Source organism: Actinomadura sp. NPDC048032, assembly GCF_040653175.1.
Classification (GTDB): domain Bacteria; phylum Actinomycetota; class Actinomycetes; order Streptosporangiales; family Streptosporangiaceae; genus Spirillospora; species Spirillospora verrucosospora.
In genome coordinates, this window is sequence record NZ_JBEZJP010000010.1 from 14,312 (window position 1) to 35,076 (window position 20,765).

20 protein-coding genes are annotated in these 20,765 nt (G+C 71.1%); 11 read left to right on the forward strand and 9 right to left on the reverse strand.

Annotated features, from left to right (window positions below):
• Positions 1-10: 10 nt before the first annotated feature.
• Genes AB0C69_RS02945 through AB0C69_RS02955 form a run of 3 tightly spaced genes read right to left on the reverse strand, consistent with a single transcriptional unit; the run spans position 11 to position 2,365 of the window.
• On the reverse strand, positions 11-772 hold the full coding sequence (locus AB0C69_RS02945; protein ID WP_360348981.1) for a class I SAM-dependent methyltransferase: 762 nt from the start codon (positions 770-772) through the stop codon (positions 11-13).
• Entirely contained in the window at positions 769-1,416 is a 648-nt protein-coding gene (locus AB0C69_RS02950) for a GNAT family N-acetyltransferase (protein ID WP_360348984.1), read from the reverse strand. The genes AB0C69_RS02945 and AB0C69_RS02950 overlap by 4 nt, the downstream gene beginning before the upstream one ends.
• A 4-nt stretch (positions 1,417-1,420) precedes the next feature.
• Positions 1,421-2,365, reverse strand: a complete 945-nt coding sequence (locus AB0C69_RS02955) for a LysR family transcriptional regulator (protein ID WP_360348987.1) — start codon at positions 2,363-2,365, stop codon at positions 1,421-1,423.
• A 97-nt stretch (positions 2,366-2,462) separates the two neighbouring features.
• Between AB0C69_RS02955 and AB0C69_RS02960 the strand changes: the two genes are divergently transcribed.
• Positions 2,463-3,434, forward strand: coding sequence for a nitrilase family protein (locus tag AB0C69_RS02960; protein WP_360348990.1), 972 nt, complete (start codon positions 2,463-2,465; stop codon positions 3,432-3,434).
• 198 nt (positions 3,435-3,632) lie between these two features.
• On the opposite strand, the gene AB0C69_RS02965 is transcribed toward AB0C69_RS02960, so the two are convergent.
• The 3 genes from AB0C69_RS02965 to AB0C69_RS02975 are packed head-to-tail and all read right to left on the reverse strand — an operon-like array spanning position 3,633 to position 5,696.
• Positions 3,633-3,923: a chorismate mutase gene (locus AB0C69_RS02965; protein WP_360348993.1), complete on the reverse strand. Its 291-nt coding sequence runs from the start codon at positions 3,921-3,923 to the stop codon at positions 3,633-3,635.
• A gap of 25 nt (positions 3,924-3,948) precedes the next feature.
• Positions 3,949-4,356: a MarR family winged helix-turn-helix transcriptional regulator gene (locus AB0C69_RS02970; protein WP_360348996.1), complete on the reverse strand. Its 408-nt coding sequence runs from the start codon at positions 4,354-4,356 to the stop codon at positions 3,949-3,951.
• 35 nt (positions 4,357-4,391) lie between these two features.
• Positions 4,392-5,696: a GH1 family beta-glucosidase gene (locus AB0C69_RS02975; protein WP_360348999.1), complete on the reverse strand. Its 1,305-nt coding sequence runs from the start codon at positions 5,694-5,696 to the stop codon at positions 4,392-4,394.
• 149 nt (positions 5,697-5,845) lie between these two features.
• Here AB0C69_RS02975 and AB0C69_RS02980 point away from each other — a divergent pair, with 149 nt between their 5' ends.
• The 5 genes from AB0C69_RS02980 (at position 5,846) to AB0C69_RS03000 (ending at position 10,910) form a co-directional block, all read left to right on the forward strand.
• Positions 5,846-6,469, forward strand: coding sequence for a TetR/AcrR family transcriptional regulator (locus AB0C69_RS02980; RefSeq protein WP_345180498.1), 624 nt, complete (start codon positions 5,846-5,848; stop codon positions 6,467-6,469).
• A gap of 84 nt (positions 6,470-6,553) precedes the next feature.
• Positions 6,554-7,162, forward strand: coding sequence for a hypothetical protein (locus AB0C69_RS02985; protein ID WP_345180496.1), 609 nt, complete (start codon positions 6,554-6,556; stop codon positions 7,160-7,162).
• Positions 7,163-7,420: 258 nt separating this feature from the next.
• Entirely contained in the window at positions 7,421-8,527 is a 1,107-nt protein-coding gene (locus tag AB0C69_RS02990) for a ferritin-like domain-containing protein (RefSeq protein WP_345180494.1), read from the forward strand.
• A gap of 260 nt (positions 8,528-8,787) precedes the next feature.
• On the forward strand, positions 8,788-9,798 hold the full coding sequence (locus AB0C69_RS02995) for a hypothetical protein (RefSeq protein WP_360349004.1): 1,011 nt from the start codon (positions 8,788-8,790) through the stop codon (positions 9,796-9,798).
• Between the two features lie 485 nt (positions 9,799-10,283).
• Positions 10,284-10,910 (forward strand): septal ring lytic transglycosylase RlpA family protein, encoded by a 627-nt coding sequence (locus AB0C69_RS03000; protein ID WP_345180490.1) that lies wholly within the window; start codon positions 10,284-10,286, stop codon positions 10,908-10,910.
• Positions 10,911-10,962: 52 nt separating this feature from the next.
• Here the strand turns inward: AB0C69_RS03000 and AB0C69_RS03005 are convergent, their stop codons facing one another.
• Positions 10,963-11,949: a hypothetical protein gene (locus AB0C69_RS03005; RefSeq protein ID WP_360349008.1), complete on the reverse strand. Its 987-nt coding sequence runs from the start codon at positions 11,947-11,949 to the stop codon at positions 10,963-10,965.
• A gap of 342 nt (positions 11,950-12,291) precedes the next feature.
• On the opposite strand from AB0C69_RS03005, the gene AB0C69_RS03010 reads away from it, so the two are divergent.
• Positions 12,292-12,654, forward strand: a complete 363-nt coding sequence (locus tag AB0C69_RS03010) for a YkvA family protein (protein WP_089311049.1) — start codon at positions 12,292-12,294, stop codon at positions 12,652-12,654.
• Positions 12,655-12,667: 13 nt separating this feature from the next.
• Here the strand turns inward: AB0C69_RS03010 and AB0C69_RS03015 are convergent, their stop codons facing one another.
• Positions 12,668-13,417, reverse strand: coding sequence for an IclR family transcriptional regulator (locus AB0C69_RS03015; RefSeq protein WP_345180452.1), 750 nt, complete (start codon positions 13,415-13,417; stop codon positions 12,668-12,670).
• Between the two features lie 269 nt (positions 13,418-13,686).
• Entirely contained in the window at positions 13,687-14,268 is a 582-nt protein-coding gene (locus AB0C69_RS03020) for a hypothetical protein (RefSeq protein WP_360349012.1), read from the reverse strand.
• Between the two features lie 1,039 nt (positions 14,269-15,307).
• Between AB0C69_RS03020 and AB0C69_RS03025 the strand changes: the two genes are divergently transcribed.
• From AB0C69_RS03025 to AB0C69_RS03040, 4 genes are all read left to right on the forward strand, one after another.
• A complete protein-coding gene (locus AB0C69_RS03025; RefSeq protein WP_345180450.1) occupies positions 15,308-15,481 on the forward strand; it encodes a hypothetical protein in 174 nt (57 codons plus the stop codon).
• A 156-nt stretch (positions 15,482-15,637) separates the two neighbouring features.
• Positions 15,638-15,886 carry a zf-TFIIB domain-containing protein gene (locus AB0C69_RS03030; RefSeq protein ID WP_360349015.1) on the forward strand — a complete coding sequence of 83 codons (249 nt, stop codon included), beginning with the start codon at positions 15,638-15,640 and terminating at the stop codon, positions 15,884-15,886.
• A 270-nt stretch (positions 15,887-16,156) separates the two neighbouring features.
• On the forward strand, positions 16,157-17,953 hold the full coding sequence (locus tag AB0C69_RS03035; protein ID WP_360349018.1) for a fatty acyl-AMP ligase: 1,797 nt from the start codon (positions 16,157-16,159) through the stop codon (positions 17,951-17,953).
• A 63-nt stretch (positions 17,954-18,016) separates the two neighbouring features.
• Entirely contained in the window at positions 18,017-20,755 is a 2,739-nt protein-coding gene (locus AB0C69_RS03040) for an MMPL family transporter (RefSeq protein ID WP_360349021.1), read from the forward strand.
• Positions 20,756-20,765 lie beyond the last annotated feature (10 nt).

The following is a 20,765-nucleotide window of genomic DNA, read 5'->3' on the forward strand; positions in this document are numbered from 1 at the left end:
CGCGCCCGCCTCACGCCGGCCGGCGGGCCTCGATGAGGGTGCGGGACGAATGGGCGGTGAAGACGCCGTCGCGCCGGATCCGCTCGTCCAGCTCGCGCAGGCGGTCATGGTGGAGGTCCACGGTGAAGCCGGGGACGATCCAGATCACCTTGCGCAGGAAGTAGACGACCGCGCCGATGTCGAAGAACTCCATGCGCAGGCGCTCGGAACGCAGGTCGACGATGTCGAGCCCCGCGGCCCGGGCGGCGGCGCTCTCGGCCTCCGGGTCGCGTGCGCGGCGGGCCTCGGGCTGGGGGCCGAGGAAGAACTCGGTCAGCTCGAAGACGCTCGCCGGGCCGACGTGCTGGGCGAGGTAGGTTCCGCCCGGAGCGAGGACACGCGCGATCTCGGTCCACCGGACCGTGGCCGGATGGCGGCTGACGACCAGGTCGAACGCCTCGTCGGCGAAGGGGAGCGGCGCATCGCCGGAGCCGGCGACGACGACGGCGCCCCTGGGGTGCAGGAGCCGGGTGGCCTTGGCGACGTTCGGCGGCCACGACTCGGTCGCCGCCATTGTCGGCGGGAACACCGCGGCGCCCGCGAGCACCTCTCCCCCGCCGGTCTCGACGTCCAGAGCCGCCCGCGCCCGGCCCAGCCGCTCGCTCATCAGCCGCTGGTATCCCCAGGACGGGCGCTGCTCCGTCGCGCGGCCGTCCAGCCAGGAGAAGTCCCAGCCCGTGACGGAGACCGTGGCGGCCTCGGCGACCAGATCCTCGAACGTCCGGCCCGTCATTTCGGAAGCCCCAGCATCGTCCGGCAGGGGGCGAGGCCCTCGATGGTGACGGGGACGGTGCGGTGGCGTTCCCAGTCGGCCCGGGTCAGCCGGTACCGCCGTTCGATGGTCACCGCCCCGCGGACGACGTGGCGGTCGACTCCGTTGGGCTGGTAGCCGAGCTTGCGCGACACCGCGCTCGACGCGTGGCTGTCCTCGAAGGCGGCGGAGACGGCCTCCTCGGCGTCCAGGCCCGCGAAGGCCAGATGCAGGACGGCCGCTCTCATCTCCGTGCCGATCCCCTGCCCGTGGTGGCGCCGGCCGAGCCACGAGCCGGTCTCGACCTGCCGGAGGACGACGAGGTCGCGCGCCCAGAGGGTCTGCTGCCCGACGACTTCGCCCTCGCGGAACACGGTGAGGTCGAGCTCCCACTTCTCGGGCGTCCATTCCCCGAGCGTCCTCCAGTGGTGCTGGACGACGCCCCGCGCGACCTCGGCGGGCGGGGCGTCCGTCCACGGCACCATGAACGGCATCGTCTCCGGGCCGTGGACGCCCTCGGCGGCGAGGTCGGCCAGCGCGGCGAGTTCCTCGGGCGACGGCAGGCGCAGTTCCAGCCGCGGCGTCCTCAGCCGCAGACCGAGCGGCGGGAAGTGATCGACCAGCATCCCTTCACCATGGCCCTTCCGGCCCGTCCCCGGCACCTGGTTTTGTCATTGCGGGCGAAGGCGGCCGGCCGTCTTGCCACGCGGCCACTTCCCGCACGACCGTCACAAAGTTGCCGGTCAGCGGATTGCGGGCCTGCCGATTCCACACGGCCCCGATCTGCCAGGTCGCAGCCTCGTGGTCCACCGCTTTGAGCATGACCTGCGCCGGTGCGATAGAGCCCGCGCTGACCGGGACGAACGCGACACCGACGCCCGCCGCCACCAGCGCGAGCACGGTCTGCAGGTCATGTGCCTCCTGCACCACCTCGGTGTCCACACCGAGGCAGGCGCGGAACCCCTCGATCTGTGAAGCCAGCCCTGGCCCCTTCACCTGAGCCAACGCGACGAACGGCCGCCCCGCCGCCCATCGAGCCACATCATCCGCGTTCCCTGGCGGTGGATCCCCCGCCGTGGCGATCGCGAGGCGGTCGGTCCGCAGGGGCAATCGTTCCCACTTCTCACCGACCGGCAGCCGAACGAACCCGACGTCCAACTCGCCCGTTGCCAGCCGCTCCAGTTGCGTGTGTGAGGACATGTCGTCCAGGACGATGCCCACGTCCGGGTAGCGCCGCCTGAACGCCGCCACCGCCCGCGGCGCGAGCTCGATGCTCGACATGCCGAAACCCACCGACAGCCTCCCGATCTCCCCGCAGGCCATCCGGTTCATTCGCACGGCCAAGGTGTCGGCCCGCCGCACCAGATCCTCCGCCTCGGGCAGAAGGATCGCGCCGAGGTCGGTGAGCGTGGCGCCGTGCCGACCCCGATGGAACAGCCGTCCCCCGACCTGCGTCTCCAGTGCCTGGATCTGTTTGGTCAGAGCCGGCTGGGTCATGGCCGACGCCAGCGCCGCCCGGCCGAAGGCACGGTGCTCGACGACTCTCAGGAAGGAGCGGAGCAGACGGATATCCATTTCCAGAGGTTATGTCATCGATCCAAAGATTCATTGGACGAATGTGCGGCGAGAGGGTTCGGTGGTGAGCACGCAGGAGCGGTGACGAGGAGGAACCATGCGTTGTGCGACCGTCCAGTTCGAGCATCGGCCCGATGACAAGGCCTACAACCTGGCCAGGATCGAGCACTTCACCACGCGGGCGGCCGAGGCCGGGGCGCTGGTCGTCGTCTTCCCCGAGATGTGCGTGACGGGCTACTGGCACCTTCGCCGTCAGACGGCCGAGCGGCTACAGGAGCTCGCCGAGCCGGTGAGCGGCCCGTCTGTGACGTTCGTCCGCGGGCTGGCGGGCACGCTGGGCGTGGCCGTGGGCGTGGGCTTCCTGGAAATCGATGATCAGGGACGCCTGTTCAACTCCTACGCCATGTGCCTGCCGGACGGGGACGTCCACGTTCACCGGAAACTGCACGCGTTCGAACACGAAGCGATCTCCAGTGGCGACCGCTTCACCGTCTTCGACACCCCGTGGGGCGTGCGCATGGGAGTCCTCATCTGCTGGGACAACAACCTTGTCGAGAACGTCCGGGCGACTGCGCTGCTGGGCGCAGTGGTCCTCATCGCGCCTCACCAGACGGGCGGCACCGCCTCACGCAGCCCGCACGGCATGCGCCCGATCCCCCTGGAACTGTGGCGGGGCCGGGACCGGGATCGCCAGTCGATCGAGGCCGAGCTGCGCGGGCCGAACGGGCGGGAGTGGCTGATGCGCTGGCTGCCCTCCCGCGCCCATGACAATGGCCTCTTCCTCCTGTTCAGCAACGGGGTGGGCGAGGATGACGATGAGGTTCGCACTGGCAACGCGATGATCCTCGATCCGTACGGCAGGATCCTCGCCGAGACCTGGGCCGCCGAGGACGCCATGGTGGTCGCCGATCTCGATCTCGACCTGCTGCCCATGTCGACCGGCCGTCGCTGGATGCAGGGGCGGCGGCCCGAACTCTACGAGATCCTCACACGCCGCTTCGGCGGCGAACGCGACGCCCGCAGCGCCCGTTTCTCGACCGAGCCCGTGCCGCTCCACCGGCCGAGGTGACCGTGGAGACGGTCGCCGGTGGGCTGTGCGACAGGTCGGACTTACCGTCCGCAGTGCCCGGGACCGGCCCCCGGACACGCGACGCCCACGCGAACGTTGAGGGGTGGTGGGGTCCCGTCAGTCGTCGTGAGCGTTGAGGGTGAGGTGGGCCAGCGCGGTGACCGGCAGTGGCCGGGCGGGTGAGTGGCCCGGGACGGGTCATCCGCGGCGCGTCGCGTGCTCGTCCAGTTCCAGATCGATGAAGGCGCCGATCATCGCCCGCCACACCGTCTCGGCGACCTCGGGCGAGAGCCCGGCGTCCGCGGCCCTCTCGCGCGCCAGCGCGACGACCCGCTCGACCCGGTCGGGGGCGCGGACGGCCCCCTCGTCGCGTTTGAAGGCGGCGGCCGCGCGGACCAGCCCCTCGCGTTCGGCCAGCAGCCGGACCAGCCGCCCGTCGAGGGCGTCGATCCGCGCGCGCACGTCCGCGAGCGTCTCAGGAGTCTCCATGCGCGTCAGCATGCCGCACGGCTGATCACGAGGAGAGACGCAGCAGCAGGGCGAGGAGGGTCGCGCGGTCGTCCTCGGGCAGGGGCGCGAAGAGCTCGGCGAAGACCTCGTCGACGATCTGCCGGCCGGCGCCGAGGAGCTTCTCGCCGGCGGGCGTGAGGTGGTGCTCGACGCTGCGGTGCCGGCCCGGCCGCCGGTCGATCAGCCCCTGGGCGGCCAGGCGCCCGGCGAGCGTCCCGAACGCCTGCTCGCTCTGGAACGTCTCCGCCGCAAGGGCGCGGGCGGACGCCCCGGGTGCGCGGCCGATCGCGCGCAGGGCGTCCCACTGCGCGGGCGTCGTGCCGGCGTCGGCGAGGCGGTTGTCGAGCGCACGGTGCTGCCGGTGGTGGGCCTGCCTGAGCGCTCTTCCGAGTTCCTGCACTTCGACGGGCATGCGACAAGGGTAGGAGCGGCCGCCCCTCGCGTCCGTCAGCGACGCCTGGACGACGCGATGAGGTCCCGGTACCAGCCGTAGGACGTCTTCGGCGTGCGCTTCTGCGTCTCGTAGTCGACGTGGACGAGTCCGAAGCGGGGGTGGTAGCCCTCCGCCCATTCGAAGTTGTCCAGGAGCGACCAGGTGAAGTAGCCGCGGATGTCGACGCCCTCCTCGACGGCGGTCCGCACGGCGGCGATGTGGGCGTCCAGGAACGCGATCCGGGACGGGTCGTCCACGGCGCCGTCGGGACCGGGCTCGTCGGCGAACGAGCAGCCGTTCTCGGTGATGTAGACCGGCGGCAGGTCGTACCGCGAGTCGAGGGTGCGCAGCAGGTCCAGGAAGGCGTCCGGGACGATCGGCCAGCCCATCCCCGTCGTCGGGAACTCGGTGATGTCGACGATGTCGAACGGCAGCGGGCCCTCGGCCGGGGTCGCGATCCGTGTGGGGTGGTAGTAGTTCACCCCCAGGAAGTCGATGGGCGAGGCGATGACCGACATGTCCTCGGAGCGGATGAACGGCGCGTCCCCCATCAGGTCGGGGTAGCGGCCGAGCAGGACGGGGTCGGTGAACAGCCGGTTCATGAACGCGTCGAAGGCGTCGGCGGCGGGCCGGTCGGCGGGGGAGGCGGCCCAGGCCGGGGAGTAGTGGTTGGTCAGCCCGACCGTTCGCGCGCCCCGGCTGCGCAGGGCGTTGACGGCGAGGCCGTGGCCGAGGAGCTGGTGGTGGGCGGTGGGCAGCGCGTCGAGCAGGAGCGTCCTGCCCGGGGCGTAGACGCCGAACGCGTAGCCGTACGCGGTGACGACCACGGGCTCGTTCAGGGTTATCCACATGTCGACGCGGTCGGAGAGGCGCTCGGCCGCCAGGTAGGAGAATTCGGCGAACCGGTAGGCGGTGTCCCGCTCCATCCAGCCGCCGGCGTCTTCGAGCGGCTGCGGGAGGTCCCAGTGGTAGAGGGTGGCGGCGGGCGCGACGCCGGCTGCGAGCAGGCCGTCCACCAGCCGGTCGTAGAAGTCGAGCCCCTTGGCGTTGACGGCTCCGCTCCCGGAGGGCTGCACGCGCGGCCACGCGATCGAGAACCGGTACGCGTCGACGCCGAGGCCCGCCATCAGCGCGACGTCCTCGGGCCAGCGGTGGTAGTGGTCGCAGGCGACGTCGCCGGTGTGGCCGTCGCGGGTCCGCCCGGGCGTGTGGGAGAACGTGTCCCAGGTCGACGGTCCCCGCCCTTCCTCCCCGACCGCGCCCTCGATCTGGTAGGCGGCGGTGGCGACGCCCCAGCGGAAGTTCTCCGGAAGACCCATCCGCGCTTCCTTCCCCCATGGTCCGACCGAAAATGCGAATAGCCTTCGGATATTAGTGGCGGGGTGGTGCGGGCGGAAGACTCCCGCGACCCAGAGGTGTGGCACGCTGTGCATGCTCGGCACCCGCGCGTCCGAGGGACAATGGCAAGGTGACCGAGATCCGAACCCCGCTCCGCCGCCGTCCCGCCCAGCGCCGCAGCGCCGAACGCGTCCAGCGGATGCTGGACGCCTGCGCCGAGATCCTGGACGAGGACGGCTACGACGGCCTCACCACGACGCGCATCGCCCAGCGCGCCGAGGTGGCGATCGGCTCGGTGTACCAGTTCTTCCCCGACAAGCGCGCGGTCGCGCAGGCGCTCGCGCTGCGCAACCTGGAGGAGTTCGGCGAGCGGATCTCGGCGCGGCTCTCCGGGGGCCGGTTCGGCGACTGGTCCGACACCGTCGGCGCGATCATCGAGATCTTCGTGGAGATGCACCGGACCGTGCCCGGCTTCCGGGTGCTGCGGTTCGGCGACGTCGCCGACGTCAACCTCCTCGACTCCGACGCCGACAACAACGCGGTGGTCGCCGACCGGCTCCGCAGGATGATCGTGGACACCTTCGGCGTCCAGGACACCCCCGGCCTCGCCACCGCGCTCGCCATCGCGGTCGAGGCCGGCGACGCCGTGCTGAAGATGGCGTTCCGCCGCAGCCCGGACGGCGATCCGCTGATCGTCGCCGAGGCCGAGCGGCTGATCCACGGGTACCTGGCCGCGCACATCCAGGAGTCCTGACCCGGACATCGGACGCATCCGGAAAACGTCGGATGAAGGGGACCTGCTATGGCAGACTCCCCTCCGCAAACCGACACGGAACGGGTGAGTTCGCTGGACGAGGAAAGACTCCAGGCACAGCGCCGGCTGCTGATCCGGCAGCGGGTGCGCCTGATGGTGAACCAGTACGAGGTGCACGCGGAGGGGCCCGACGGCGGCGAGGGCGAGCTGCTCGCCTTCGCGCAGCAGAAGCGGCTGGCGTTCAAGGAGCAGGTCACCCTGTACTCGGACGACTCCAAGACGCGCCCGATCCTCGGGTTCAAGGCGCGCAAGCGCATCGACCTCGCCTCGGCGTACGACATCACCGACGCCCACGGGCAGCCCATCGGGGTGTTCCGCAAGGACTTCAAGAAGTCGCTGCTCGCCTCCACCTGGCACCTGGAGCAGCCGGGCCTCGGCGTGACGACCGGCAGCGAGCGCAACAAGTTCGTCGCCGTGCTGCGGCGCGTCTGGCAGTTCATCCCCTACGTGGAGAACCTGCCGTTCGCGTGGCCGTACCACTTCGACTTCTACGCCGGTGACCAGGTCGTCTTCAGCGTGGAGAAGAAGTTCGGCTTCCGCGACCGCTACATCGTCGAGATCAGCGATCCGCGCCTGGACCGCCGGCTCGTCATCGCCCAGGCCGTCGGCCTGGACGCCCTCCAGTCCCGCTGACCCCGGGCCCTGCCGCCCGCTCGCCCGCACCCCCGCCCGGGGGCGCGGGCGACCGCGTTCGGGGGTCCGTGCCCGGCGACGCCCGCGTTCGGCGGCGCCAGTGTTCGGCGACGCCCGTGTTCGGTGACTCCCGCGTCACGGGTTCCGGCGACTCCCTGGTTTAACCGGGCTTTACATGTTACGAAGGTATGTAAAGCCATGGGCGGTGCACACCCGCGTCGCGATCGTGCGGCGTCACCCCTGGAGGAGGATCCCCCCGTGAGTTCTCACGACCTCTACGCCACGCCGGTCCCGACCGACACGTGGAACGTACCGATGGCGGGCGACACCCGCTTCACCTGGGAGTACGACGAGGGCCGCGACCGGCTGCTGAACCTGTACCAGAAGGGCAAGGACAAGCAGTGGGACGCGCAGAAGCGCATCGACTGGGACCTTGAGGTCGATCCGATCAACATCGCCGGGCTGCCGGAGAACTTCAACCCGCTGTTCGGGTCCGACATCTGGGACAAGATGTCGCAGAAGGAGAAGGACGAGTTCGGCCGCCACCAGGGCTCGTGGCTCTTCAGCCAGTTCCTGCACGGCGAGCAGGGCGCGCTGAACGTCTCGGCGCGGATCGTCCAGACCGTCCCCGACCTGGACTCGAAGTTCTACGCCGCCACCCAGACCATGGACGAGGCGCGGCACGTCGAGCTGTACGCGAAGTTCGTGCACGAGAAGATCGGCATGTACTACCCGGTCAACCAGGACCTGGCGAAGCTGCTCGCCGAGTCGCTGGAGGACAGCCGCTGGGACCTGCCCTACCTCGGCATGCAGGTCCTGATCGAGGGGCTTGCGCTCGCCGCGTTCGGGCTGTACCGGGACATGTCGACCAACCCGCTGGTCAAGCAGCTCCTCGCGTACGTCATGCAGGACGAGGCGCGGCACGTCGCGTTCGGGCGGCTCGCGCTCAAGGACTACTACGCCGAGCTCACCGACAAGGAGCGGGCCGAGCGCGAGGAGTTCGTCGTCGAGGGCTGCTACCTGATGCGCGACCGCTTCAAGGGCCGCGAGGTCTTCGAGCAGCTCGACATGCCGGTCGAACGGTGCATGGAGTATGTCGACAACTCCGACATGTACACCCTCTATCAGTCGCTGCTCTTCAGCCGCATCGTCCCGTGCGTCCGGGACGTCGGCCTTTGGGGCGACAAGGTGCAGGCCGCCTACGAGGACATGGGCGTCCTCGACAACGCCAAGGCGGACCTCGAAGCCCTGATGCGGCAGGACGAGGAGATCGCCGAGAAGGTCGACGAGGAGCGCTACGCGACCGAGCTCGCGGCCCGTAAGGACGAGGTCGACGAGGCCATCTCCCTCGGCGCCGCCGAGTAGCCGGCCGGCCCGCGCGGGCGGGGGCGTCCCACGAGGCGCCCCCGCCCTTGTTTTATCGGAAATTGTCGGTATTTGGTATTTCGCCGAGCGTCTATGATCAGTTCATCTAGATCTTTCTGATTTCCCCAAGTCATTTTCGAATCGGCCGCATGCGGCACCGCGGTGTACTAGCGTCCCCGCTCGACGGTGCGCCGGGATTCACCAGCCGCTCGGGCGCACGCCGCATGTGCACGGCCAATCCGAAAACCCCGGGGGAAAGAATGAACCGCTCCGCCAGAAGCCTGCTGAGGGTCTCCGTCCTCGCCTCGTTCGCCACCGCGGTCGCCGTGGCGGCCGCCCCGACGGACGCCGCGCCCGCGAAGGCGGCGCCGAGCGCGGCGGCGGGTCCGTCCACGCTCCTCCTCTACGAGACCGCCGCCACGGGCCATACCGTCATGCGCACGCTCCCGGACCCGGTCGCCGGGACGGGCGCCCGGACCGCCGCGCTGGGCGGCGGCGCCGCGGACGGGGTCCTCCGGGCCGCTCCGGCGGGCTCGGGGCTGCGCACCGCCCGCGCCCGCTGCCGGGTGCGCCCGGCCGAAGCGGTCGAGTCGAAGACCGGGCTGGCGCTGCCCGGTGCGCAGCTGCCGGCCGTCGGCCAGGCCCCGGTCGGCGGGCTTCCCCAGGGCGACTGCCCCGGTGCGACCCACCGCGACGCGCGCGACCGCAGGCCGGGGACGGCGCTGCCCGTCCTGTCCGGCGGAGGCGGCGACGTCCCCGGGACGCTGCTCGGCGGCACCGGCACGCTCGGCAAGGGCCTGCCCACCGGCAAGCTCCTGTCCGCCGGCAAGCTCGGCCGCCGTGAGGCCGCGCGGTCGGCCGTCCCGAACGGCCGCGCCGCCGAGACGCCCATCAGCCTGGCCGACCCGGGGCCGAGCTCCGGACTGCCGGGCGTCGGATCCCTGCTCGGCGGCGGGACGCTCGGCGGGCTTCCCCTCGGCAGGACGCTCTTCCCGTCGGCCGCCCGGTACGCCGGGCCCGCCCCGTCCGGCGACCTGGTCGGGCAGGCCAACGGCACCGTGAACAAGGCCGGCACCGGCCTCACCCCGGCCGAGGGCGACGTCGGCCACGTGGTCGACGTCCTGAAGGCGCGTGACGGCGCCCGCAGGATGGCGGACGGCGGACCGGCGGACGGCCCGCTGTCCATGCCGGACGCGTCCGCGCTCGGCGTGCCGAAGGTGCCGGCGCTGCCGGCGGTTCCGCGCATCCACGCCGCCCCTGGGCGCGGCTGACGCGCGGCCTGTCGTCCCAGCTCGCGGGGCGGTCCGACGGAAGTGATCTTCCGCCGGACCGCCCCGTTCCGTTGTGCCGGATCCTTTGTTATCCGTCCGAGATCGGCGGTATACGCGCAGTAAAGACGATCTTGAAATGCGGTCACCCCGCGAAGTTGATCAGCTTCGGCGGGCAAAAGCTGAGGTGACAAATCCCACAAACAACGGCTCTACGTCTTGATCTGCGGAGGACACAACGTACGGTCAGGGACTTGTGCGGCGCTTCAGCGATTTCGATAAGTGAAGATGCCTTTCCAGCCGCACCTGCCGGACGCCGATCCGCGATCGAGCGGGCGCGCCTGAGAGAGCGGCGCGGGGCGGGCTGAGGAGCCCGCGGGCGGCGGGGGATCCGGGGGACGGCCGACGTCGCCTGGCCACGCCGCGAGAGAACGGCGGTCACATCCGCCTGGCGTCCGGGGTCCTGTCCCCTAACAAAGGACTCCTCTGTGGGTAGCCCTGTCAGGCGCCGTCTTCGAGCGCGCCTACGCACCATCCTGATCGTCTCCGGCGCCGCCGTCGCCGTCCTGGCCGTGGGCGCGTTCGCCCTGGCCGGGCGCGAAGGCCCCGCCGACTCGGCGCAGGCGGCGCAGACCGCGCCGCAGGCCGCCGACCCGCTGGCGGACCGTCCGCACGGCGAGCCGACCCGGGCCGGCCGAGGCCGGCCCCGCACTCCTGAGCCGTCGCCTTCGAAGACTCCCAAGAAGGGCAAGAAGAAGTCGTCGAAGGCGGACGCCCAGGTCGCGAACCTGGCGAAGCGCAAGAAGAAGAAGCAGGACAAGGTCGTGGAGTCGGGTTCCTGCGAAGCCTCCTACTACTGGGAGGGGCAGATGACCGCGAGCGGGGAGCGCTTCGACCCGACCGAGCTGACGGCGGCGCACAAGACGCTGCCGATGGGATCGAAGGTCCGCGTGACCAACAAGAACAACGACCGTTCGGTCGTCGTCCGCATCAACGACCGCGGCCCGTACGCGGGCGGACGCTGCCTGGACCTGTCCAAGGCCGCCATGAAGAAGGTCGGCGGCACCGGATCGGGTGTCATTCCCGTCCGGTACGAGGTCCTGTCCAAGGGCTGATCTCGTCGTTTCCCACCCGCCCGGCGGGCGCGCCAGCGCGCCCGCCGGGCGGTCAGAGCCCGTGTCCCAGCCCGGCGCCCGTCCGGGCGTCCGGAACGTTCCCGGCGCCGGACGACCACGAACCGTGGCGCCGCTCCATCGGCTGCGTGTCGCCGTTCGCCTCGGCCGGTCCGCCGGCGGGCGCGGCCTGTGCGGCCTCGGCCGCCGCGGGCGTGAGCGTGGCGAGGCGGTCGCGGAACCAGTCGGTGAGGACGCCGTCGACCCGGACGGCCTCGGTGATCGGCGGGCGCGGCTCGGTGCCGGGCTCGGCGGCCAGCGCGTGCCCCATCCGGAACGTGGTGGACTCCGCCTGGCCGCCGTGCCTGCGCAGCTCGTCGCGGAGGGCCGTGATCTCCCGCGCGGGGACGACGCGGTCCTTGGCGCCGCCGACGAGCAGGACCGGGACGTCGCGTCCGGCGATGTCGGCGGCGAGCGCCCCGAGGTCGAGCCGGTCGGCGAGCGCGACGGCGCGCTCGCTCCAGGCGCGTTCCGAACCGGACCGCTTCTCCACCGCCCGCGCGGCCCGCGCCGGGGCGACGACGGGGGCGACCAGCGCGGCGGTGCTCACCGGGACCGCACCGTGCGCGACCGCGAGCAGGGCGGCCGCGGCGCCCGCGCTGAAGCCCGCGAGGCCGACCGGCCCGTCCGGGACGTCGAGGTCGCGGCGGATCTGCGCGAGCGCGTCGGGCAGCCGCCGGACGGCGTTCTCCAGGGCCGCGCCGTACGCCTCGATGCTCTCGGTCTCCAGGATCGCGCCGGAGCCGAGACCGCCGGGCGAGTGGCCGGGCAGGTCGAGGTAGACGCGCCACACGGGCACGCCCGTCATCGGGATCGCCGTCGCCAGGGCGCTCGCAGTCCGGGGCGGGTCGAAGCCGGGCCAGGCCACGATGAGCCGGGTCGGGCCGGACGCGGTCGCGTCGACGGCCGTCGGGGGCAGCGCGACGTAGGCGTCGCCTGCCGCGGTGCCGTGGACGGGGCGGTTCGTATGGTCGCCGCTCATATCGGTACGTCAGCTCCTGCGATGCTCGACGGGCCATGCCGGTCGTGCCGGGCGGAGGCGGCGCTCCCCCCGGATCCCCCATGCTCGCAGCGGACGCCAGCCGACACGCCGCGAACCGCCGCACGCCGACCACGAGAGTGATGAACACCTCACCCGAGGTCACGCGGATGGGCGTGACCACCGGATTCGCTCGTCGCCCTTCAGCGGCGGCCGGAATGGTCCGGCTGTGACCCGCGCCTCATGATCGATCGAAGGGAACAAACCCGGCACTCGTCGCGTCCTAGTCGTACGTGGGCGTTGCGGGGGCGCGCCCTCACAGACGTTCCGATACAAGGAGTGCTGGTGGACAGGAAGCGCAGTGCGGCCGCCGCCGGGCAGGCCTGGCATATCTACCGCGAGACGCTCGAACCCGACGCACCGGGATTCTGGGAGCGCGTCCGCGCCGTCCCCAGGATGCTGAAGTCCGTCCTGCGCGGGCAGTACAAGGGCATGTCCTTCGGGACGCTCGGACTGCTCGCCCTGGGGCTCGTCTACATCATCTCCCCGATCGACGCCATTCCCGATGTCATCCCCGTCGTGGGCATCGCCGACGACACCGGCCTGGCCCTCTGGCTGGCCACCGTCCTGGTGAAGTCCGCGGGCGACTTCGTCGCCTGGGAGCGCGGCGGACGCCCCACCGTCATCGTCGGCGAGCCCGTCGACTGACGGGCGCACGACCTCAGGAAGTGGTCGGGCCGAGCTCCTTGGCGAACCGGTCGGCTGCGTCGCGCATGATGGGCACGACGCTCGGAACGGCCTCGTGCGTCATCCGTCCGGAAGGCCCCGACACCGAGATCGCCGTCAGCGTCGGCGCGCCTTGCAGCGCCACCGCGACGCAGCGGACCCCGATCTCCTGCTCCTCGTCGTCCAGCGCGTAGCCCTGCCGGCGGATCTGGTCCAGTTCCGCCAGCAGGGCTTCCGCGTCTGTGAAGGTGTTGGGCGTGTGCGCGTCCATGCCCGTCCGGGCGAGGATCTCGCGGACCCGCTGGTCGGGCAGTTGCGCCAGGAGCGCTTTCCCCACGCCCGTGCAGTGCGGCTGGACCCGCCGCCCCACCTCGGTGAACATCCGCATCGAGTGCTTGGACGGCACCTGCGCCACGTACACGGCCTCGTCCCCTTCCAGGACCGCCATGTTGGCCGTCTCCCCGACCTCCTCGACCAGCCGGGCCAGCACCGGGCGCGCCCACGTGCCGAGCAGGCGGCTCGCGCCCTCGCCGAGCCGGATGAGGCGCGGGCCCAGGGCGTAGCGCTTGGACGGCTCCTGCCGGACGTACCCCTGGTTGACCAGCGTCCGCATCAGCCGGTAGATCGTCGGCATCGGCAGCCCTGAGGCCTCCGTCAGCTCCGACAGCGCCATCTCGCCGCCCGCGTCCGCCAGATGCTCCAGCAGCTCGAACGCGCGGGCCAGCGACCGAACGCCCTCCGTCACCCGTGACTCCTCTCCCTAGCGACCACCCGATTCTACGGAGCTGTGATTTCACTGTGCGAAAGAGGGTGGGTTGGCGCGATGCGGCACGTTACTTCGGCGAGTGAGCTGGCAATAACTCCTTGTGTCCGACATCGCGGCACCGCCCCCCGGGTGGCCGTGAGGAACCGCTAGGGGGAGCGTGTGCGAGGGGAGCGTCGTCGAGCCCGCTGGGGCGCGATCACGGTGAGCAGCGCGCTGGCCGCACCGCTCACGCTGTTGAGCCCCGCCGCTCAGGCGATACCGGAGGCGGCCCCGTCCAAGGTGAGGCTGCGCGTGTCCATGACACCCGGCGGCGTCACGATCCAGGGGTCCGAATACACGCTGCCCTTCACCGTCCGGGTGCGCACCGAGGGCGGCGTAGCCCGCAACGTTGGCCTGCGCCTCACCGCTGACCGCCCGTTGTCCTGGACGAGCCGCACGCCCGATTGCTCGCCCCTTGGCTCCGGCCAGGGGCTGCGCTGCACACTGGGCGATGTGGGTTCGGGTGGGCGCCTGCGCAGCGGGACCGTCCGATTCCCAGAATCGATGGTGAAGGGACCGTCCGCGAAGCCGCTGAGCATCCTCGCCGTAGCGGACGCCTCCAACGCCCCACGCCGCTCGACCCGCGCGGTCTTCGACTTCTCCAAAACCGCCCGGAAAGCGCTGAACGGCACGTCACCGGATCCGTCCACCGGTGATGAGCCCACGCTCTGCGCCGACGACAAGGCCAGCCGCGCAGCCAACTGGTGCCAGACGAAGCCGCCGCCCTGCGAGCAAGGCAACACCACCACGCCCCTCCAGCCATGCACGACGCCCTCTGGCAGCGAGCCCATACCTGTCGCCAAGCAGAACCAAAGTCCGCAGCCTGGCGAAAACGGCGCGTCGACGCCTTGCGTTGCTGATGGCTCCGACAAGAGCCGCCGCCCGTGCAGCTCGGCAACGGGCGGGGAGCCCGTACCCGTTGCCAAGCCGAAACAGAGTTCGCAGCCCGGTGTGGGTGACGCGTCGACGTCTTGCGTTGTTGGTGGTTCGGGCAAGAGCGGTGGGCCGTGTGTGTCGTCCAGTGGGGGGTCGACCCACGGTGTTAAGCCGAGTCCCAGTCGGAAGCCGACTCCGGGCAGTGCGCCTACGCGTAGTGCTAAGCCGACCCCGAAGGCCCACCCGCGGCCGGTGGGGCCGGGCGGGCCGTCCACGCCTTGCGTGGGTGGCAGCACGACGGTGAACGGGTGGCCGTGTCCGACGACGGTTGAGGGGAAGACGCCTCACAACGCTGTGCCGTCCCAGAGCGACAAGCCGCGCCAGAGCGCGGAGCCGCCGGCTAGCGTCCTGCCACCTCACAGCGCTAAGCCGCCTCACAGCGCTAAGCCGTCTCACAGCGCTAAGCCGCCTCACAGCGCTAAGCCGCCTCACAGCGCTAAGCCGCCTCACAGCGCGAAGCCGTCTGACGATGCGGAGCCGTCCGCAGGTGCGGAGCCGTCTGATGATGCGAAGCCATCCGAGGATGCGAAGCCGTCCGCAGGTTCGGAGCCGTCCGCAGGTGCGGAGCCGAGTGTTGGCAGCGAGCCGTCGCGCGGCCCGAAGTCTTCGCAGGGCGTTGAGCCGAGTGTGAGCGCCAAGCCGGGGGAGACCGGGGAGCCGGGCCAGGGCGGGGGTGGGGAGCCGCAGGCAGGTGCTCAGCCGGACGGGGGCGGTCTGCCTCCGGAAGCCGGGCCTGGTGTGGACGGGCCCGGGGCACCGGGGATGGGGCAGCCGAGTGCCGGGGTTCCGGTTGCTCCGAACCTGCCCGGACAGGCGCCGTCGGCGCCCGTCGTCCTGCCGCCCGTGAGGCCGCCGAACCTGCCGCCGGTGGCCGATGCGAGTCATACGAGCCTGATGTCCCCGACCAGTGCGGAGGAAGGGGACGGGACCGACTGGGCGGTCGTCCTCGCCGTGGCCCTGGTGGCCGAGATCGGCCTTCTGTGGGGCGCGGCCTGCATCGTGGTGGCGCGGCGCCGGGGGGCGCTCAGCCGCGCCGAGTCCCGGGCAGAGCAGGACAGAACGGGCTGATGCCGACGAAGGGGTCGAGGCGAATCGATCGGCTGCGCACCCCGGCCCGGCGTCCGAATCGGCGGATGAGTGTCCTGGTATCGACCCGAAAAGGGCTCGGTGTCAGTATGCTGACCGGCAACGGTAAACGCGGGCGTGACGGACAGGGGATCCGGTATGTCAGACGCGACGCTGCAGTGCCCGAAGTGCGACTCCGCGCTCGACACCCACGAACGCCACGGGGTCGTGATCGAGGAATGCCCGGGATGCAAGGGCGTCTTCCTCGACCGCGGCGAGCTGGAGCAGCTCATCGACGCGGAGAGCCGCTACCTCGCCGAACTCCCGGACGAGGTGAACCCGGAGACGACGTACCAGGGGCGGCACCGCCGGGGCATCATGCAGCAGATCTTCTCCGCCGGGCAGTAGTCCCGGGCACGGTCGGTGACCGGCCGGAAGCCCAGGTGTGAAAGGGGATTTCCTCTTGTCACGGGGATGACAAACCGTGCTTCGGCGAATGTGACCGCGAGCTAATATCGCCCACTGACTACCATCCGGTAGCTTTGTGATCATCGTCGGTCCCCGGGGGCGTCCAGACAGAGTCGTCCGGCAGGCGCGGCGCACCTTCGCCGGCGGAGTGCGACCCCCTCACAGCACCGTCCACGGCCCCGTCCGGCCCGTCCCCTCGGGAGATGATCAATGGCATTGGGCTCGCTGCTTCCCGAACTCCTGCCCGGCGGCTCCGGCCGCACCCCGCTGATCGAGCGGGTCGCGCGGTGGGCGAGGGAGAAGCCGGACGCCCCGGCCTACACCTTCGTCGACTACTCGGCCGACCCGTCGGGCACGCACCTCACGCTGAGCTGGGCCGAGACCGACCGGCGGGCGCGCGCGACGGCGGTGGCGCTCCGGCAGGTCACCGGGCCCGGGGAGCGCGCCGCACTGCTGCTGCCGCAGACGCTCGACTACATGATGACCATGCTCGGCGCCCTGTACGCGCACGTCATCGCGGTCCCGCTGTTCTCCCCCGACCTGCCGGGCCACGCCGACCGGCTGATCGGCGCCTACACCGACGCCGAGCCCGCGGTGATCGTCACGACGCGGAACGCGCTGCCGCACGTGGAGAAGTTCCTCGCCGACCACGACGTCCCGCAGCCGAAGGAGATCCTTTTCGCCGAGGAGGTCGACCTCGCCCTGGCCGACCGCTGGCGGGACGAGACGGTCGCGTTCGACGACGTCGCCTACCTGCAGTACACGTCGGGATCGACGCGCCGTCCGGCCGGCGTGGAGATCACCCACGGGAACGTGACGGCGAACGCCGCGCAGCTGTGGGCCGGGTGGGCGCCCGAGAAGCCGGACCCCGAGCTGGTGAGCTGGCTGCCGCTGTTCCACGACATGGGGCTGATCGCGACGATGGCGCTGCCGCTGGTGCGCGGCGACCACGCCATCTACACCGACCCCGTCTCGTTCATCATGAATCCGATGCGGTGGCTCCAGCTCATCGCGGAGCGCCCCGGCAAGAACGTCTACACCGCCGGGCCGAACTTCGCCTACGAGTACGTCGCGTCCATGGCCTCGCCGGAGAAGATCGCCGACCTGGACCTGTCCGGGCTGACGACCTGCCTGAACGGCGCGGAGCCGATCCGCACCTCGACGCTGTCGACGTTCGCCGACGCGCTGGCGCCGGCCGGGCTGCGTCCCGGCGCGCAGGCCCCGGGCTACGGGCTGGCCGAGGCGACCGTGTTCGTCACGGCCGCCGCCGAGGACGTCCCGCCGAAGATCATCTCCGTGGACCGGGAGGCGCTCACCCAGGGCGACATGCGGCTCCGCGAGGACGGCGCGGAGGGGACGACCGCGCTGGTGTCGTGCGGGCGCCCGTGCGGGCAGATCGTCGCGATCGTGGACCCCGAGGCCCGCGTCGAGCAGCCGGACGGGCGGGTCGGCGAGATCTGGGTGCACGGCCCCAACACGGCGCCCGGCTACTGGCGCAACTCCGAGCGGAGCCAGGAGACGTTCGGCGGCGAGCTGTCCGAGCCCGGGAACCTGCCGTCCGGGCCGTGGATGAAGACCGGTGACTACGGGGTCGTCCACGAGGGCGAGCTCTATGTGACCGGCCGTATCAAGGACCTCATCATCGTGGACGGCCGCAACCACTACCCGCAGGACATCGAGGTCACCGCGCAGGAAGCCCACCCGGCGGTCCGGCCCGACCACGTGGCCGCGTTCGCGCTCACCGGGGAGGAGACCGAGCGGCTCGTGGTCGTCGCCGAGCGCAACCGACGCGTCCCCCTCGGGCGGCTCGACGTGGACGAGGTGGAGTCGGCGGTCCGCGCGGCCGTCAACGTCGAGCACGAGATGAGCGTCCACGCGTTCGTGTTGATCGAACCGGGTGGCGTGTCGCGCACCTCCAGCGGGAAGATCGCACGGGCCGCGACCCGGCAGCGCTACCTGGACGGCGACCTGGCGACCACGGCGGAGCGCCTGGCGTCTCGCAGGTGACGACGGAACGGGCCGTGCGGGGGCGAGGGAGCCTCCGGGCGGCCGCGGCGAAACAGGAGGATCATGCTTTCGGGGCTGGGGCGTCTCATCCACCGGCGACGCTGGACCAGCCTCGTCCTGATCCTGATCATGACCGGGGTGGCGGGCGCCTGGGGACTCGGCGTGTTCGCCAAGTTCAAGGAGGGCGGCTTCGAGGACCCCGACGCGTCCTCGACGCTCGTCGCCAAGCTGGGCGCGACCTACTTCGGCAGCACCAACCCCGACGTCCTCGTCCTGTATTCGAGCGACACCATGACGGTGGACGACCCGCGCTTCGAGGCGAGCGTCGTCACCACCATCGCGCGGCTGCCCAAGGCCCGGGTCGACGAGATCATCTCCTACTGGTCGTTCAACGGCGAGGCCGCGCGCACGTTCGCCTCCCATGACCGGCACTCGACCTTCGTCGCGGTGAAGCTGAAGGGCACGGAGGGCGCGGACAAGTTCGAGAACTACCACGCCGTCAAGGACAGCCTGGCCGCGCCGGGGCTCGACGTCCGGTACGGCGGCAGCGTCCCGCTGGGCGAGGAGTTCGGCCAGCAGGTCGTGGCCGACATCGTCCGCGCGGAGACCATCACCGCGCTGCCCCTGCTCATCCTGCTCGTCATCCTGTTCGGCGCCGTGACGGCCTCGGTCCTGCCCATCATCGTGGGCGTCTTCTCGACGGTCGGCGGGCTGGCCGTCCTGCACGTGGTGACGTACGCGGCGGACGTGACGTCCTTCGCTTTGGAAGTCGTCACGATGATGGGCGTCGGCCTGGCGATCGACTACTCCCTGTTCATCATCAGCCGTTTCCGTGAGGAACTTCAGCGCGGCATGACCGCGGAAGGCCTGCCACCGGGAAAGCCCTGGAAGCGAGAACGCGACAAGGCGGCGCGCAAGGCCGCCAAGGAGGCGCACAGGACGGCGCTCAAGCCCATCCGTGTGGCCGCGCTGGCCGCCACCATGGCGACCGCGGGCCGCACCATCATGGTCAGCGGCGTCACCGTCTCCGCGGCTCTCGCGGGCCTTCTGCTCTTCCCGCAGATGTTCCTCCGGACGATCGGGCTCGCAGGCATAGCCACCGTCATGGTCGCGGTGTTCGGAGCCACCGTTTTGCTGCCGACGCTCCTGGCTCTTCTAGGGCCGCGTGTCGAAGGCGGGCAGATGTGGTGGCGGCGCCCCAATGCCAAGCGCGCGCGGCGGGACCCCGAGAGCGGCTTCTGGTACCGGCTCGGCCACAGCGTGATGAAGCATCCGCTCCCGTACTTCGCGGTCGTGCTCGTCATCCTGGGCGTGATGTTCGTGCCGTTCCTCAACGTCCAGTTCGGCAGTGTGGACGCGCGCGTCCTTCCCAAGGACAGCCCCACCCGCGCCGTCGTGGAGACCATCAAGAGGGACTTCCCCAACGGAACCGTTGAGCCGATCGACGTGGTGGTGTCCGGAGACCTCATCCCGCGCGACTGGACGCCGTCCGGAAAGGGCGACCCCATCCCGCCCTACCTGGAGCAGTTCCGGAAGCAGCTCGCGTCCCTTCCCGGCGTCACCGAGGCCCAGTTCACGGGCTACTCCGGCTCGTACGGGGGCGTGCGCATCTCCGTCACGCACAAGTACGAGCCGATGGACCGGCACGCTCAGGACCTCGTCACCAAGATCCGTGCGATGAGCCTGACCAAGGACGGCTACCCGATGCACATCGACGTCGGGGGCAGCACGGCCGGCCAGATGGACCTGATGTCGAGCCTGATGAGATCCCTGCCGAAGATGGCGCTCGTCGTCGGGGTCGCCACGTTCCTCCTGCTGTTCATGTTCTTCGGCTCGATCGTCCTGCCGCTGAAGGCCATCGTCATGAACGTCCTGTCGATCGGCGCCTCGTTCGGCGCGATCGTCTGGGGCTTCCAGTACGGGCACCTGGCCGGGCTGCTGGACTTCACCCCCACCGGCGGGGTCGAGGCCACCAGCATGATCCTCATCCTCGCGGTCGTGTTCGGCCTGTCCATGGACTACGAGGTCTTCCTGCTGAGCCGGATCCGCGAGGAATGGGACCTCACGCACGACAACCGCGTCGCGGTCGCGTCCGGCATGCAGCACACGGGCGGCATCATCACCAGCGCCGCACTGCTCTTCCTCCTCGTCATCGCCGCGTTCAGCATGGCCGGGATCACCGTCGTGAAGCTGATCGGCGTCGGCATGTTCGTGGCCGTCGTCGTGGACGCCGCCCTCGTCCGCTCCCTCCTCGTCCCCGCCACGATGCGCTTCATGGGCGCGGCCAACTGGTGGCTGCCGGGCTTCCTCGCGGGCCTGCACGCTCGCATGGACCTGCGCGAACGCACCGTCCTCGTTCCGGACGGCGCCACCGTGGCCCCGCCCCGCCTCCCGGACGAGCAACCCTTCCCCTACGCCATCGACTGGGCGGAATCGACCCCGCGTCCCGCGCATGCCGTGCCGTCGAACGGAAAGGTCCGCCCGGACACCGTCGAGCCCGGCGCCCCTTCGAACGGGGCGCCCGCGGACGTGCCGCGCGCCCGTCAGCGAGTGGACGCGAACGCCGCGTTCCAGTCCGAACCGCAGCCGAACGCGGACGCGTCGCCGAAGCTGGTCTTCCAGTCGGCCGCCGACGGCGCGGGGCTCCGCCGGGCTCCCGAGCCCGAGGGCGCGCCCTGGGCGCCGTGGGCGGACGGCCCGCCGCAGCCGGTGCCGCGCCCCGCGCCGCGCACCCGGCGCGTGATCGTCCCCAACGGGGACGGCTCGGGCTGGCACTGGGGCGAGGAAGAAGACTCCTCCTGACACCCGCCCG

Coding starts and splice junctions, on each gene's coding strand:
- AB0C69_RS02945 (WP_360348981.1), bottom strand. CDS start 772: ATGACGGGCCGGACGTTCGAGGATCTGGTCGCCGAGGCCGCCACGGTC.
- AB0C69_RS02950 (WP_360348984.1), bottom strand. CDS start 1,416: ATGCTGGTCGATCACTTCCCGCCGCTCGGTCTGCGGCTGAGGACGCCG.
- AB0C69_RS02955 (WP_360348987.1), bottom strand. CDS start 2,365: ATGGATATCCGTCTGCTCCGCTCCTTCCTGAGAGTCGTCGAGCACCGT.
- AB0C69_RS02960 (WP_360348990.1), top strand. CDS start 2,463: ATGCGTTGTGCGACCGTCCAGTTCGAGCATCGGCCCGATGACAAGGCC.
- AB0C69_RS02965 (WP_360348993.1), bottom strand. CDS start 3,923: ATGGAGACTCCTGAGACGCTCGCGGACGTGCGCGCGCGGATCGACGCC.
- AB0C69_RS02970 (WP_360348996.1), bottom strand. CDS start 4,356: ATGCCCGTCGAAGTGCAGGAACTCGGAAGAGCGCTCAGGCAGGCCCAC.
- AB0C69_RS02975 (WP_360348999.1), bottom strand. CDS start 5,696: ATGGGTCTTCCGGAGAACTTCCGCTGGGGCGTCGCCACCGCCGCCTAC.
- AB0C69_RS02995 (WP_360349004.1), top strand. CDS start 8,788: ATGAACCGCTCCGCCAGAAGCCTGCTGAGGGTCTCCGTCCTCGCCTCG.
- AB0C69_RS03005 (WP_360349008.1), bottom strand. CDS start 11,949: ATGAGCGGCGACCATACGAACCGCCCCGTCCACGGCACCGCGGCAGGC.
- AB0C69_RS03020 (WP_360349012.1), bottom strand. CDS start 14,268: ATGGGCTCGCTGCCAGAGGGCGTCGTGCATGGCTGGAGGGGCGTGGTG.
- AB0C69_RS03025 (WP_345180450.1), top strand. CDS start 15,308: ATGTCCCCGACCAGTGCGGAGGAAGGGGACGGGACCGACTGGGCGGTC.
- AB0C69_RS03030 (WP_360349015.1), top strand. CDS start 15,638: ATGTCAGACGCGACGCTGCAGTGCCCGAAGTGCGACTCCGCGCTCGAC.
- AB0C69_RS03035 (WP_360349018.1), top strand. CDS start 16,157: ATGGCATTGGGCTCGCTGCTTCCCGAACTCCTGCCCGGCGGCTCCGGC.
- AB0C69_RS03040 (WP_360349021.1), top strand. CDS start 18,017: ATGCTTTCGGGGCTGGGGCGTCTCATCCACCGGCGACGCTGGACCAGC.